The organism is Pyrinomonas methylaliphatogenes, assembly GCF_000820845.2.
GTDB lineage: Bacteria > Acidobacteriota > Blastocatellia > Pyrinomonadales > Pyrinomonadaceae > Pyrinomonas > Pyrinomonas methylaliphatogenes.
Genome location: NZ_CBXV010000008.1, coordinates 1,009,035 through 1,022,489, shown reverse-complemented (window position 1 = coordinate 1,022,489; position 13,455 = coordinate 1,009,035). Strand labels below are relative to the sequence as shown.

General features: G+C 62.2%; 12 protein-coding genes. All 12 read right to left on the bottom strand.

The window, feature by feature from the left end; genetic code table 11:
* Positions 1-6: 6 nt before the first annotated feature.
* Entirely contained in the window at positions 7-1,071 is a 1,065-nt protein-coding gene (gene pdxA / locus PYK22_RS15610) for a 4-hydroxythreonine-4-phosphate dehydrogenase PdxA (RefSeq protein WP_041978678.1), read from the bottom strand.
* Between the two features lie 41 nt (positions 1,072-1,112).
* Positions 1,113-1,541 carry a hypothetical protein gene (locus tag PYK22_RS15605; protein WP_083437914.1) on the bottom strand — a complete coding sequence of 143 codons (429 nt, stop codon included), beginning with the start codon at positions 1,539-1,541 and terminating at the stop codon, positions 1,113-1,115.
* 250 nt (positions 1,542-1,791) lie between these two features.
* Positions 1,792-3,030: a cell division protein FtsZ gene (gene ftsZ / locus PYK22_RS15600; RefSeq protein WP_211197735.1), complete on the bottom strand. Its 1,239-nt coding sequence runs from the start codon at positions 3,028-3,030 to the stop codon at positions 1,792-1,794.
* Between the two features lie 36 nt (positions 3,031-3,066).
* Positions 3,067-4,332 carry a cell division protein FtsA gene (gene ftsA, locus PYK22_RS15595; RefSeq protein WP_060635766.1) on the bottom strand — a complete coding sequence of 422 codons (1,266 nt, stop codon included), beginning with the start codon at positions 4,330-4,332 and terminating at the stop codon, positions 3,067-3,069.
* 6 nt (positions 4,333-4,338) lie between these two features.
* Positions 4,339-5,292 carry a cell division protein FtsQ/DivIB gene (locus PYK22_RS15590; protein ID WP_157770927.1) on the bottom strand — a complete coding sequence of 318 codons (954 nt, stop codon included), beginning with the start codon at positions 5,290-5,292 and terminating at the stop codon, positions 4,339-4,341.
* A 34-nt stretch (positions 5,293-5,326) separates the two neighbouring features.
* Positions 5,327-6,727, bottom strand: coding sequence for a UDP-N-acetylmuramate--L-alanine ligase (gene murC / locus PYK22_RS15585; RefSeq protein WP_041978675.1), 1,401 nt, complete (start codon positions 6,725-6,727; stop codon positions 5,327-5,329).
* Between the two features lie 68 nt (positions 6,728-6,795).
* Positions 6,796-7,908: an undecaprenyldiphospho-muramoylpentapeptide beta-N-acetylglucosaminyltransferase gene (gene murG, locus PYK22_RS15580; RefSeq protein ID WP_083437913.1), complete on the bottom strand. Its 1,113-nt coding sequence runs from the start codon at positions 7,906-7,908 to the stop codon at positions 6,796-6,798.
* The gene (gene ftsW / locus PYK22_RS15575; RefSeq protein ID WP_060635765.1) at positions 7,887-9,077 is read right to left on the bottom strand and encodes a putative lipid II flippase FtsW; all 1,191 of its coding nucleotides are present in this window, start codon (positions 9,075-9,077) and stop codon (positions 7,887-7,889) included. Before ftsW ends, murG begins: the two co-directional genes overlap by 22 nt.
* A 38-nt stretch (positions 9,078-9,115) precedes the next feature.
* Positions 9,116-10,501, bottom strand: a complete 1,386-nt coding sequence (murD, locus tag PYK22_RS15570) for a UDP-N-acetylmuramoyl-L-alanine--D-glutamate ligase (protein ID WP_041978673.1) — start codon at positions 10,499-10,501, stop codon at positions 9,116-9,118.
* Between the two features lie 2 nt (positions 10,502-10,503).
* A complete protein-coding gene (gene mraY / locus PYK22_RS15565) occupies positions 10,504-11,637 on the bottom strand; it encodes a phospho-N-acetylmuramoyl-pentapeptide-transferase (RefSeq protein ID WP_041978670.1) in 1,134 nt (377 codons plus the stop codon).
* A 10-nt stretch (positions 11,638-11,647) separates the two neighbouring features.
* On the bottom strand, positions 11,648-13,156 hold the full coding sequence (locus PYK22_RS15560; protein ID WP_162199869.1) for a UDP-N-acetylmuramoyl-tripeptide--D-alanyl-D-alanine ligase: 1,509 nt from the start codon (positions 13,154-13,156) through the stop codon (positions 11,648-11,650).
* Positions 13,157-13,223: 67 nt separating this feature from the next.
* Positions 13,224-13,427 (bottom strand): hypothetical protein, encoded by a 204-nt coding sequence (locus PYK22_RS15555; protein ID WP_041978668.1) that lies wholly within the window; start codon positions 13,425-13,427, stop codon positions 13,224-13,226.
* Positions 13,428-13,455: the final 28 nt, after the last annotated feature.

The following is a 13,455-nucleotide window of genomic DNA, read 5'->3' as shown; positions in this document are numbered from 1 at the left end:
AGGCGCTCAAACTCCAACCGCCCGACTTAACCCCTCGGCCCGCACAAGCTGCGCGGCCAGCGTGATGGCCGCGACCATGCTTGAATGTTCGGCGATGCCTCTTCCCGCGATGTCGAACGCCGTGCCGTGATCGACCGAAGTGCGGATGAACGGCAGACCCAAAGTGACGTTGACAGCCTCTCCGAAGGAGAGGCACTTAACCGGGATCATCGCCTGATCGTGATAACAAGCGACGACGACATCGAATTCGCCACGCGCGGCGCGCAAGAAGACCGTATCGGCGGAGATTGGACCGTAAACATCGATCCCCTCCACCTGCCGACAATGCTCAACGGCAGGCATGATCTCCGACGCCTCTTCGACGCCGAACAGCCCGCCTTCCGCGCCATGCGGGTTGAGCGCCGCCATGGCGATGCGCGGGCGTTCGATCCCCCATCGCCGCATCTCACGGTGGGTCAGATGAATGGTGCGCACGATGCGGTCGCGCTCGACCAAGCGAATCGCCTCAGCCAAGGGCACGTGCGTTGAGAGCAACACGACGCGCAGATTCGCCGCGACGAAAGCCATCGCATATTCCTTCGTCCCGGTCAGATGGGCGAGGAATTCCGTGTGTCCAGGAAAGCGATAGCCTCCGAGGAAGAGGGCGCGCTTATTGATCGGCGCCGTCGCGATCGCGTCTATCGCTCCGGCAAAACACAGTTCGACCGCGGCTTCGATATACTGCGCCGCGGCGCGCCCGGCCAGATCCGACTCCCGTCCCCACTCGATGTGCCCATGGATGTTGTCCAGATGATAAATGACCGGTCCGATCAGCTCATCGGGCAGAGGCTCTTCACGACGCACGATCTCGTAACCGCATTGCAGATTGAGCGTGCGCGCCGTGTGCGCCAACCATTGCGCATCGCCGATGATGATGGGCGTACAAAGACGCAGCACTTCAGGTTCGGCCACCGCTTTGAGCACCACTTCTGGACCGATCCCAGCCGGATCGCCCATCGTGATGCCGATGCGCGGCAACCTCGCCGAAATAGGCTTCGGCGAAGAGGCGATGTTGCGCGGCGCTTCTGCCATGGACCAAAAGAGTAAGGAGAGGAAACGCCGAAGCTCTCGCGCTACTCCTCTTGCTCCGCCTCCTTATCGTCAGCGGTCGCGCGCTCCTCTGCCTTGTACATGTACTTGATGTTGTGTTTGAGCAGGAGAAGGTTTGGCGCCGATTTGCGATTGACCTTGATCGCGCCGCGATCATACCACTCGATCGTGCCTTCGATCTCCTCTCCATCCTGCAAGACGATCACCATCGGCGTGTGGGCATCCATCTGTTTCTTGTAGTAGAAGACCTCGGCGAAGGTCTCCACCGGCGGGATGCGCTTGCGCGGTTGCGGCATCGCCGGGGCGACGGCCGTCGCCGGAGTCGGTTGGGGTTGCTGAACCGCGCGCTGCTGTGGCGGTATGGTGTTGCGCTGCGCAGCGCGTTCGCGTTGTTGCATCGCTTCGCGTTCTTTGATCTCCGCTAGACTTGGCCTGATCAACTTACGATTCACAGTCCTTTTCTACCTCCGCTGCGGGAATTGCCTGCGGTCATGCCGTTCTCCTGCGCCGAGTCTGCGCTCAACGCACACGGTCTTGCCGATCAGCATCGAGCGTGGCCGCATTTAGGCGAGATTTTTACCCGCGATGGATTTGAAGTATTTTCTAAGAGTTGATCACATGCTACATGACCGCGACGCAGTTTGCAAGTCTCAACTTGGGATTCGAGAAGATTTTTCCCGAACGGGTCTTTCGGCGCCCGACCTAATCGGCTTTCTTGCGGATGAAGGTCGGCACATCCAAATCATCCGCGCGCGCCGTGCCGACCGAACGGGTCGGGATCTCCTCGCGCGCCGCATATCGCGCAGTCGTCACTTGCGATTGACCCGCAAGATCAGCCGCCGTCTTATCGAATCCGGTCGCGATCACGGTGATCTTCATCTCATCGCGCATGTTCTCGTCGATGACCGCACCGAAGATGATGTTCGCGTCTTCATCCGCCGCCTCGCGGATGATCGACGAGGCTTCATTGACCTCATAAAGCGTCAGATCGGGCCCGCCCGTGATGTTGATGAGCACCCCTTTAGCCCCTTGAATGGTCGCCTCTTCGAGAAGCGGCGAGGAGATCGCCTGCTGCGTCGCTTCGAGCGCGCGATTTTCGCCGCGCGCGCGTCCGGCCCCCATCAGCGCCATCCCCATCCCAGCCATGATCGCCCGCACGTCTGCGAAATCGAGATTGATCAAACCCGGCACGGTGATCAGGTCGCTGATCCCCTGCACCGCTTGAAGGAGCACGTCGTCGGCCATTCTGAAAGCATCGGTGAGCGACATGCTGCGATCCACCGTATGCAGCAACCTCTCGTTCGGGATGGTGATGACCGTATCGACGCAACCGCGCAACTCCTGCAGCCCCTGCTCGGCTTGCTGCATCCGCCGCCTTCCCTCGAAATGAAAAGGCTTGGTGACGACGGCGACAGTCAGCGCATTCAATTCCGTCGCCAGACTGGCGATGATCGGCGCCGCGCCCGTGCCGGTTCCGCCGCCCAAACCGGCGGTGACGAAGACCATATCGGCGCCCTCCAGAACTTCGATGATCTTCTCGGTATCTTCGAGCGCGGCGTTACGCCCGATCTCCGGGTTAGCCCCGGCACCCAACCCCTTGGTCAGCTTGCTGCCGAGTTGAATCTTGATCGGCGCACGCGAACGTTTGAGCGCTTGCAAGTCGGTGTTGGCGACGAGGAATTCGATCCCTTCGATCCCGGCCTCGATCATGCGATTGACGGCGTTCGAGCCGCCGCCGCCGACACCGATCACCTTGATTCGCGCGCCCGTCGGTGGCGGTTCATCATCGATGAAGATATTGATTCCGCTATCCGGTTGACGACCATCCGGCATCATCTTTCCGATCCCCTCTCCTGTGAATTCTTGCCCCTTGTCTTCGATCTCATCATCCCTTATCTTGGGTCGCTCCAGCCGCGAACAGCCATATGTTGCGGTCGACATCTTGTGTTGGCTGGCGCGGCAGCATACAACAACTTGTCAGAAAATGCCACTGAAACGATCGCGAAACCGCGAGACGAGATGCGTCAGGCGAGTCGCGCCGCGGCGCGGCGCATGGGCCGCGCGCATCTCGCGATCCAGCGCGCGCTGCGCGATTAAACACAATCCGGCGGCGGTCGTCCACGCCGGAGATTGAATATCTTCGATGAGTCCGCCGAAGCGATCCCGCTCCGGATAGCCCAAGCGCACCGGCGCATCGAAGACCTGTTCGGCGATCTCTATCATGCCGCCGAGCATCGCGCCCCCGCCCGTCAGGACCACGCCGCTTGAAAGTTGCCTCTCCCATCCCGCTTCGCGGATCTCATCGGCGACGTGCGTCAGCACCTCTTCAGCGCGCGGCTGCAGGATGTCGCAAAGTATCTGGCGCGAGAGTTGGCGCGGTGGCCGCCCGCCAACGGAAGGGACTTCGATCATCTCGCCGCGCTCCGCCTCGTGGAGATTGGCGCTCGAAGCGTAACCGAAGGCGCGTTTGATCTTCTCCGCTTCGGGCACGGGCGTGCGCAAACCGAAGGCGATATCGTTGGTAAAGTGCGCGCCGCCCAACGCGAAGACGGCCGTGTGCTGGACCGCGCCGCGCTGATAGATGACCAACCCGGTCGTCTCCGCGCCGATCGAGACCAAGGCGGCGCCGAACTCCTTCTCCTCTTCGGTCAGCGCAGCCTCCGCAGCAGCTAATTGACTGAGGATCATGTCGGCGACGATCAACCCGGCGCGATTGACGGCGTTGATGGCGTTCTGTCGCGCCGTCACGGGGCTGGTGATGATGTGCACGCGGACGGCGAGACGCGCGCCGATCATGCCGACGGGATCGTTGATACCGTCTTGATCATCGACGATGAACTCCTGTGGCAACCGGTCAACGATCTCGCGCCCGGCGGGAAGCTGGACGGCGCAAGCCGAATCGATCGCGCGCCGCACGTCATCGGCGGTGATCTCGCGGTCACGCCCTGAAACGGCGACCACCGCTTGACCGTTCAACCCCATGATGTGCGTTCCAGCGAGGTTAATCGTCACGGCCTCTGCCTCAAGTCCACTCATGCGTTCGGCCTCTTCGACGGCGCGGCTGATGGCATCGACCGCCGCCTCCGGATTGACGACGACGCCTTTGCGAAGCCCACGCGATTCGGCTTCGCCGATGCCGACGATTTCGAGTAATCCAGTGGCCTCGTTCATCTCGCCGATGATGCACGAGACGCGGCTAGTGCCGATGTCCAATCCTACCGTATGTGTCGCGCGTTTCGCCATGCGCCTTCAATCCTCCCTCCGACGATTCACCCCTTTCGCTCCGCTCAGCGGCGTCACCGGTCCAGCGGACGCGCCATCCGACAATCGCGCTCCCGAAGCGAGACCGACGATGACGCGCCGGTCCTGTGTCGCGTCCAAACTGACGACCTCGCGCCCCGCTTGCCGCATCTCGGCGAGCGCCTTGAGCGCCCGTTCTAATCGCGCCCCGAAGTCGCGTCCGCCCAGACGGACTTCGATCCCCGAATCGGCGCCCGCAAGCTGCGCGCGCACATCGCGCAGATCGCCGAGGTTGACTTCGCTCACGCGCTCGACAAGTCCACGCGCTCTCCACTCGTTCAGCATCTCGCGATAACGCGCGAGCCGTTCGCGATTGGTCCGCCGAGAAGCTTCCGTTGGCGCTTCGTCCAATCCGCGGATCAAAAACGGCGGCATCTCATCTGACGAAGCGAATTCACCGAGAAGGGCGCCTTCCTCATCGACCCAGAGAAGACGCCCCTGCGACGTGCGCGCGACAGCGTAGGGCGCGCGTTCGCGAATGCGCACGCGCACGGTCGAAGGGAGCACGCGCGAGACGATCGCTTCGCGCACCCATGGCAGCTTCTCCAATTCGCCTTTGATGGCCCAAACATCCGCGCGCCATACGCCTTCGCGCCCTACGATGCGGCGCACCACGGCTTGTATCTCTTCGCGCGGGGTGCGCGCCCCTCCTTCAACGTCAACGCGCGCAAGCTGAAAGATGGTCGCAGAAGCTGTGGCCCTATACGTCGCGAACAGAAGCACCCCCGCGCTCACAGCGAGCAGAGCTTTGCCCAACCACGGCACCGCCATAGCCAGGCGCCCCCATGACGCGCCGTTTGCCACGCGCTTGGCCCGGCGCGCGGGGCGCTGCGTGACGGGCATGCCGCTGCGAGCAACATTCCGCGCGCGCGATGTGACGACCTGTTCCCTCAATGCGCTCAACGCTGCTCCCTCATCCTCCTCAGAAAGTCGCGCCTCAAGGCGCGCGGTGGCGACTTCGCCCCTCCAACATCTGAAGCAAACGTTCGCCGGCCCGATAGACGTTGCCCGCCCCTAAAGTGATGACCATATCGCCTTCGCGAACCTCTTCGAGCAGAGCGTCGGCGGCCAGATCGAGCGGCCCAACATAGCGCGCGTCCTTATGACCGAAACGTTTGATCGCTTCGGTTAACGCTTCCGCCGTGACGCCTTCGATTGGATCTTCGCCTGCCGCGTAGATATCCGTCACGAGCAACACGTCGGCGTTGTTGAACGAACGCGCGAATTCGTCCATCAAATCATGCGTGCGCGTGTAACGATGCGGTTGAAAGAGCACGACGATCCGGCGCCCTTCGGATCCCGATTTCGCCGCCTTGAGCGTCGCTCGTATCTCGGTCGGATGGTGGCCATAATCATCGACGACGAGCACGCCCGCGACTTCGCCTTTGAACTGGAAGCGCCGCTGGACCCCGGTGAATTCACCGAGCGCACGCGCGATGGCGTCGAAGGGAACGCCCCACTCGAAGCCGACGGCGACAGCAGCGAGCGCATTGTAGACGTTATGTAGTCCGGGCACGCGCAATTCGACTTCACCCATCGGCACGCCGTTGCGCCAGACGGCGAAACGCGAACCGAAACGGTCATTGAACTGGATCGCATGGGCCGAGATGTCGGCCTGCGCGCTCAACCCGTAGGTAATGCGCCGCCGCTCGACCTGCGGGATGATCGCCTGCACGTGCGGATCGTCAAGACACAACACCACCGCGCCGTAGAAAGGCACTTTGTTGACGAAATCGGTGAAACAAGTGCGCACGTCAGCCATATCACGGTAGTGATCCATGTGTTCGCGATCGATGTTCGTCACCACGGCAATGGTTGGCGTCAGTAAGAGGAACGAACGATCGCTTTCATCCGCTTCGACGACCATCAAATCGCTCTTACCGAGCCGCGCGTTCGAGCCGAAAGCTTTGACGATGCCGCCGACGATCACCGTCGGATCGAGCCCAGCTTGACCGAGAACCGTCGCGATCATCGAAGTGGTCGTCGTCTTGCCGTGCGATCCGGCGACCGCCACCGTATGGGGCTTCAGGCGCATCAACTCGGCGAGCATCTCGGCGCGCGGGATAACCGGAATCAATCGACGCCGCGCCTCGACGATCTCTGGGTTGTCGTCGCGCACGGCGCTCGAGCGAACGACGACTTGCGCATCGCCGACGTGCTCCGGCGCGTGCCCTTCGTAGAACTTCACGCCCAACCGTTCCAGACGCTCGATCACCTCCGAGCGTTTCAAATCGGAGCCGGAGACGCGAAACCCTAAGTTGACCAAGACCTCGGCGATGCCGGACATCCCGCTCCCGCCAACGCCAACTAAATGCACATGTTGGATGCGCCGAAACATCTCTTTCACCGCCCGATCAAGATGGCCGTCTCTAGCACAATTATCTTCATCACACGAGGCCGACCAAATCAAACCTTGCGCTCTTTGATCAATCTCTCCACCAAATCGACTATCCGCGCCGCCGCGTCGCGGCGCGCCAACTTCCGGCTCGCCTCTTCCATCGCCGTGATGCGCTCCGGATGGTCCATCAACTTGCCGATCTCATTCGCCAAACTTTCGCCACTCAAATCCTTCTGCAGGATCATCCGCGCGGCTCCCGCCTTTTCCAGCGCCTCGGCGTTGCGCCGCTGATGATCGTCCGCCGCGAACGGAAACGGGATCATGATCGCAGCTTTGCCAGCGGCGACCAGTTCCGCCGTCGTCGTCGCGCCGGCACGACAGATGATGAGATCGGCTTCGGCGAAAGCGGCCACCATGTCATCAATGTAACGCCTGATGTCGCATCGATCGCGCCACCCTTTGCGTTCATATTCAGCGCGCACCCAGTCGTAATCGGCGTCGCCCGTCTGATGCCTGATGCGCAGCACTGCCCGTCTTTCCGCCAGACGATCGAGCGCGGCGACCATCGCTTGATTGATCGCGCGCGCGCCTTGCGAGCCGCCGAAGACGAGCAGCGAAAAACGAGAAGGATCGCGCCTTTTCGGCGGAATGTCAAAGAACTCCGGTCGCACGGGATTGCCCGTCACCACCCCTTTGCCGCGAAAGAACCGAAGCGATTCCGCGAACGTCACCGCCGCCGCATCCACAAAGCGCGCCAGCACTCGATTGGTCCAGCCGGGCAGCGCGTTCGACTCCATCACGAGCGTCGGCACGCGCCGCGACCACGCGGCAAGCAGCACCGGTCCGGTCACATATCCGCCCGTGCCGATGACGACGTCGGGGGCGAAAGCCGCGATCAAGCGTCGTGCCGCCAGAAAGCTCGACGGCAACTGCCAGAGGCTACGCGCGCGCGCCCGGAGCCCGACCGCCTTTAATCCGCCGATCTCGATGAAATCGAGATCGAATCCGGCGTGCGCGACGATGCGCGCTTCGAGCCCGCGGCGCGTGCCGACGAAACGTATGCGGGCGCGCGGATCGCGCCGCAAGATCTCTTTCGCCACCGCGATGCCCGGATAGATGTGTCCGCCCGTCCCTCCGGCAGCGATCATGACGCGCATCCTCACGACCCTCTGATCTGCCATCGCAACGGTATCCGCGGTTGAGTTTTCAAAGAACCGGAGGCCACTTCCCAAGCTTCGCCGAAACGCCCGTAACGATCAGCGCGACCGCGCGCTCGAGACGAAATATTGAGCAGCACGCCGACCGAAAAGAGCAACGGGACGAGCGATGAGCCGCCGTAAGAGACGAACGGCAACGGGATGCCCTTGGTCGGGACGAGCCCCAAAACGACGCTCATATTGAAGAGCGCTTGCGTCAAAACCTGCGCGACGATGCCGAGCCCGAGCAGCATCCCGAAGCGATCTGGCGCGCGAAGCGCCGCACGCACGCCGCGCCAACCGAAGAGCGCGAAAGCCGCCAACACCGCGAGCGCGCCGACCAATCCTAATTCTTCGCCGATGATGGCGAAGATGAAATCCGAATGGGCCAAAGGCAGGAAGAACATCTTCTGTCGCCCCTGCGCGAACCCCAAACCGTGAATCCCGCCGGAACCGATGCCGATGAGCGACTGGACCACCTGATAGCCCGCCCCTTGCGGATCGGCCCACGGATCGAGAAACGCCATTAACCGCCGCATGCGCCACGGGACGAATAGCAACAACAGAGTGAATCCGATCGCCGCCGGGAGGAGGAGCGCAAAGAGATAGCGCAAACGCACGCCGGCAGCGAAACAGATGATCCAGCACGTCGCAACCAGCATCGAAGCCGTTCCCAGATCCGGCTCGATGACGATCAAAAGGGCCAACAGGCCGGTCACGGCGAGAACCGAGACGAAAGTTTTCAAAGACCCTTCTTCCCCGCCGCGCCCGAACCGATGAGCGAGAAAGAGGACGAGCGCGAATTTCGCCACCTCCGACGGCTGCACCGAAAAGCCGAAGAGCCTGATCCAGCGGTGCGCGCCGTTAACGCGCGGGAAAGCGAACACGGCGAGAAGCAACGCGCAGACGAACAGAAGCGCCCCGTAAACGATGAACCCGTCGTTCAAATGCTCGTAGTCGAACCGCATGGCGGCGATCATCACGCTCAAACCGATCGCCGCCCACAACCCCTGCCGCAAGAGATAGTGGGCCGGGTTGTGCTGTTCCTCCATCGCGACGAAGGCCGAGGCGCTGTAAACCATCACGACGCCGAAGAGCGTCAGGCCAACTGCCGCGGCGAACAGCCATTCATCTACTTGCCAACGTCGTGACATCGCCCATCCTCACGAAACGCCCAGCGCGCTGGTCCAGTTCAGCGCGCCTCGACGGATTCCTTCCCGATCAGCCCCCTCACCGCCTCTTTGAACTTCCGCCCGCGATCCTCGAAATCGGCGAACATGTCGTAGCTGGCGCACGCCGGAGCGAGCAAAACTATGTCGCCGGGCTGCGCTAGGCGAAACGCGCGTGCGACCGCATCGCACATATCCGCGGCGCGTTCGACGGCTGGCGCAAACGGCCCGAGTTCTCGCGCGATGCGATCGGCATCTTCGCCGATGAGCACAAGGGCGCGCGCTCGGCTCTCAATTAACGGCGCAAGCGGCGCGTAGGGTGCGCCTTTGCCGCGCCCGCCCATGATGGCGACGATGCGCCCACCGTCTTCGCTGAAGGCTTCGAAAGCCTTCACCGCCGCATCGACGTTGGTCGCCTTGGAATCGTTATAGAAACGGACGCCTTCGATCTCGGCGACCAGTTCGAGACGATGCTCGACGCCGCGAAAACGGCGCACCGTGTCGCACATCGTCTCGAAAGGTGCGCCGCACGCGCGCCCCATGCACAGAGCGGCCATCACGTTTTCGACGTTGTGCGCGCCGCGCAAGCTCAATTCGTCCACCGCCAGAAGCTCTCTTTCGCCCTCATCGAAGCGCGCGATCAGCGTCCTTCCGCGCAAGAAGATCCCGCGCTCGACTTCGCGCCGCCGGCTGAACCAGAGGACGCGCGCACAGAGCCCCGATGCCCACGATGAAACCGTTTCGTCGTCGGCGTTGAGCACGGCCCAATCATCTTCCGTCTGCCGGCGGAAGATGCGGTGCTTAGCGGCGGCGTAATCGTTGAACGTCTCGTAGCGATCCATGTGGTCCGGCGTGACGTTCAAGACGGCGGCCACGTGCGGATGAAACAGGTCGGTCGTCTCAAGCTGAAAGCTGGAGATTTCAGCGACGGTCCAGCCGTCATCGCGCGACGTTTCGACGAGCGAAATGAGCGGCGTGCCGATGTTGCCGCCCACTTGCACATGGAACCCTGCGTCTGCGAGCAATTGGCCGACGAGCGCCGTGGTCGTCGTCTTGCCATTGGTGCCCGTGATGGCGACCAACCGTCCGCGTAAGAAACGATAAGCGAGCTCGACTTCGCCGACGATCTCGACGCCGGCCCGTTCGGCATAGCGCACCGCGATGCTCTTGGTCGGCACGCCCGGACTGACGACGAGCAGATCCGCGTGGTCCAGCATCCACTGCGGCACATCGCCCGAAAACAGCTTCACGCCTGCGCTTTCGAGCGCGCGCGCCTCGGCGCTCCATTCTTCAAGCGGCTTGCGGTCATTGAGCGCAACGCGCGCGCCGCGCTCTGCGAGAAAACGCGCCGCCGCCGTGCCGCTCCGCCCGGCCCCGATGACCAGCGCCTTTTTACCCGCAAGCTCCATCGTCAACGCAACTTCAAGGTCGAAAGGCTAAGCAGCGCGAAGAGGATCGCCAGAATCAGAAAGCGAAAGACGACCTTCGATTCGCGCCACCCGAGCATCTCGAAATGGTGATGAAGCGGCGCCATTTTGAAGATGCGCCGCCGCGTCGTTTTAAACGAAAAGACCTGCAACATCACGGAAAGCGCTTCGATGACGAAGACGCCGCCGACCATCAAGAGCATGAACTCCTGTTTGGTCAATACGGCCACGGTGCCGATCGCGCCGCCGATGGCGAGACTGCCGACATCGCCCATGAAGACTTCCGCAGGCGGCGCGTTGTACCACAGGAACCCTAGACTCGCGCCAGCCATCGCGCCGCAGAAGACAGTCAACTCGGCGACTTCGGGCCGGTGCGTCAAACCTAAGTAGCTGGCAAACCCGGCGTGCCCCGTCACATAGGTGAAAGCCGTCAAAGCGGCCATCGCGATGAACGTGACGCTGATCGCCAGCCCATCCAGACCATCGGTCAAGTTCACCGCATTCGACGTGCCCAGCAACACGAGCACGATAAACGGCAGGTAAAGATAAGGCCCGATGTAACTGATGCTCGTGCGCGGGTTCGGATCGGCCGTCGCCTTGAAGAACGGCACGTTGACGTTCCACGTGTACTCCGTACAGCAGTAGAGTACGCCCCACACCAAGAGGGCGACGAGCAGCTGTCCCAGCAGCTTCTGCCGCCCGGTCAACCCAAGGCTTTGACGCCGCTTGACCTTCAAGTAGTCATCCAAAAAGCCGATCGCCGCAAAGAGCGTCGTCGCCACCAATGCGATCCAGACGTAAAGCTTATCTAAACGCCCCCACAGCAGAGTCGAAACGATGACCGAACCGATGATGAGCACACCGCCCATCGTCGGCGTGTTCCGCTTCGACATGTGCCACTGTGGCCCTTCCTGGCGAATCTGCTGCCCGATGTTCCATTCGCGTAACCATCTGATCACGGGCTTGCCCAATAGAAGCGAAAGCACCAACGCCGTCACGGCAGCATAGGCCGTGCGAAACGTGATGTATTGAAAGACGTTGAGCGCCTTGACGAAATACGACTCCTCATGCGCCTGCAGGCTGCGGTAGAGCCACTCATAAAAGAGGTAGTAGAACATCGCCTTCCGCTCACTCGCCTTTCAATTCAAACCGCCACTTTGCGCCGCCATCCGTATGCAATGCGTCTTCGCCTTCCAACGCGAAACTCTCCTTCAAAGCCGTGACGATCCGATCGGTTCGCACGCCGCGCGAGCCTTTGATCAGAACGAGATCGCCGGAACGCAATTCGGCACGCAGAGCTTGCGCCGCGTCGTCAACTGAAGCGAAGAAGCGGGCTTCTTTCATGCCCGATGCGCGCGCCCCGCTAACCAATTCTTCAGCCAGTCCGCGCACGCCCCACAAAACATCGATCGGCAGTCCGGCGATCTCGCGCCCGGCCTCGCGATGCAGCTCAGCCGCTTTCGGCCCGAGCTCTAACATCTCGCCGGCGACGATGATGCGCCGTTTGGCGTCCGCCTCTGCAACGGCGCGCGCCATGGCGAGCAGCGAAGCCGGGTTCGAGTTGTAAGAGTCGTCGATCACGGTGAATCCCTGAGCGAAACGCAAAATTTCGCCGCGCATCTCGGACGGACGCGCGCGCGCAAAAGCCTCGGCGATCAACTCTGGCGCGATCTCGAAACAAGTGGCGACCGCCGCCGCCGCCAGCGCGTTCGACAGATTATGCCGTCCCGCCAACGGGAGTTCGGCCCAGACGCGCCCGCGCGGCGTTTGCAGACGGAAGCGCAGGCGATCCAGATCGAGCGCCTCGATCTCAGTCGCCGAAACATCGGCCCGCTCCCTGATGCCGAAGGTCATGCGCGGCCCCCGATGAAACTGGGCCATCCACATGACCCACGGGTCATCGGCGTTGAGTATGGCGACGCCGCCCGGACGGATGTGCCGCACGAGAGCGCTCTCTTCGCGCGCCACGTCTTCAATCGTGCCGAGAAACTCAAGATGCTCCGGCCCGACGCAAACTTCGACGGCGATCTTCGGTGGCGCGATCTGCGCTAGACGCTCCAGCTCCCCCGGCATCGAAGTTCCCATCTCGATGACGGCGACATCGAAATCGTTCGGCGTGCGCCCGCCAGATTCCATCTGCAGGATGGAGAGCGGCACGCCGAGTTCGTTGTTGAAGTTCTTTATGCTTTTGACGACGCGCTTGCCGGCGGTTTGCAACACGAGCGCTGTCAGATCTTTGGTCGTCGTCTTGCCAGCGCTTCCGGCGATGGCGACTACTGGCCCGCCCCAGTTACGGACGACGCCATGCGCGAGCTTCTGCAACGCTTCGATCACGTCTTCGACGAGCAGCAACCGATCGGCGAAACGCTCAAGTTCGCCGTCGCCGACAACCCGCGCGCGCCGCGCGACCGCGCCGACGGCGCCGCGCGCGAACGCTTCCGGGATGAACCGATGAGCGTCGGTGAAACTCGTCGCCGTGAAATAGTGGCGGCGGTAGTCCTCCGGCGACAGCGCGAAGAAGAGATGGCCCGGTTCGATGGCGCGCGAATCGACCGCGAACCCGGCGATCGCCACATCGAGCGGTGCATCGCGCGGTGCGTCCGCGCCCATCAATCGCGCTGCTTCGTCGAGCCTCACTTTGCTCCCCTTCGTTTCAAGTCATCCGCCACGCCTCTGACTCGATGGACCGAATCGATCTCGCCCATCACTGTAGCACGGTAATGGCGATCAACATCTCGCCGTTTTCGCATCGAAGCTCTTCATCGATCGACCGCTTAATCAGCCGCGCCTCGATTCGCTCCTCCGCTCGCCTTCTCATGACGCGCGCGCGCCGCAAGCGCGCGCGACAATCGCTGATTCGCCGCTTTAACTCCTCGTGATCCGTTTTATCCTGCGCGTTGTAAGCCATGGATCGTGCCCGCCACGAAGTTTGCGAA

Excerpts from the sequence above, each read along its gene's own strand:
- ftsW (WP_060635765.1), bottom strand. The coding sequence starts at position 9,077 with ATGTCACGACGTTGGCAAGTAGATGAATGGCTGTTCGCCGCGGCAGTT.
- murG (WP_083437913.1), bottom strand. The coding sequence starts at position 7,908 with ATGGCAGATCAGAGGGTCGTGAGGATGCGCGTCATGATCGCTGCCGGA.
- murC (WP_041978675.1), bottom strand. The coding sequence starts at position 6,727 with ATGTTTCGGCGCATCCAACATGTGCATTTAGTTGGCGTTGGCGGGAGC.
- mraY (WP_041978670.1), bottom strand. The coding sequence starts at position 11,637 with ATGTTCTACTACCTCTTTTATGAGTGGCTCTACCGCAGCCTGCAGGCG.
- ftsZ (WP_211197735.1), bottom strand. The coding sequence starts at position 3,030 with ATGTCGACCGCAACATATGGCTGTTCGCGGCTGGAGCGACCCAAGATA.
- pdxA (WP_041978678.1), bottom strand. The coding sequence starts at position 1,071 with ATGGCAGAAGCGCCGCGCAACATCGCCTCTTCGCCGAAGCCTATTTCG.
- ftsA (WP_060635766.1), bottom strand. The coding sequence starts at position 4,332 with ATGGCGAAACGCGCGACACATACGGTAGGATTGGACATCGGCACTAGC.
- murD (WP_041978673.1), bottom strand. The coding sequence starts at position 10,501 with ATGGAGCTTGCGGGTAAAAAGGCGCTGGTCATCGGGGCCGGGCGGAGC.
- PYK22_RS15555 (WP_041978668.1), bottom strand. The coding sequence starts at position 13,427 with ATGGCTTACAACGCGCAGGATAAAACGGATCACGAGGAGTTAAAGCGG.